Annotated in this window: 1 protein-coding gene; it reads left to right on the top strand. The window is 59.7% G+C overall.

The window, feature by feature from the left end:
• On the top strand, window positions 1–715 hold a 715-nt coding region (locus JQC81_RS32605), incomplete at its 5' end, for an amidohydrolase (protein ID WP_203275889.1).

Here is a 715-nt window from a genome sequence, read left to right on the forward strand (position 1 = left end):
AATTGTACCCGGCGAACAGCCGGATCCCAACTATCGTGGGGTCCTCCTCCTTCCACCAGGAGGTGAGGATGAATACGTCGAGGGACTGAAGTTAGCCGCTGCGGCCAAAGTACAGGTTCAGACCCATGCCGTGGGTGACGAGACGATCGACGTCATCGTGCGCTCTTACGAGCGGGTCAACGCTGAGACACCGATCCGGGACCTGCGCTGGACGATCATGCATGTGTTCCTTCCGACCGAAAGCGCGCTCAAGAAGATGAGCGAGCTCGGTATCATGGCGACCGCACAGGATCACGCGGTACTCCTGGGGCACAACCAGCGACGGTGGTGGGGCGATAAGCGGGCAGGCTATGCCATCCCAATCCGCGCCATGCTCGATGCCGGTGTGCATGTCGGGGGCGGAACCGATGGCCCAGTCGTTCCTGTGGATCCCTTCTTATCGATGTGGTGGATGGCAACCCGTGGGACGCTCAATGGCTATCAGCTTGGGCCAGAACAGGCGATCACACCGCGCGAAGCACTTCAGCTCTATACGATCAACAATGCCATCGTCATGGGCGTGGAGAAGGACAGAGGCTCCATTGAAAGTGGCAAGCTCGCCGATCTGGCGGTGCTGTCTCAGGACATCCTCTCCGTGCCGCCACAGGCGATCCGCGATACCAAGGCCTTGATGACAATCGTCGGAGGCGACATCGTCTATCGGTCCGGGATTTAG

It is taken from the genome of Microvirga arabica, from assembly GCF_016811235.1.
GTDB classification, from domain to species: Bacteria; Pseudomonadota; Alphaproteobacteria; order Rhizobiales; family Beijerinckiaceae; genus Microvirga; species Microvirga arabica.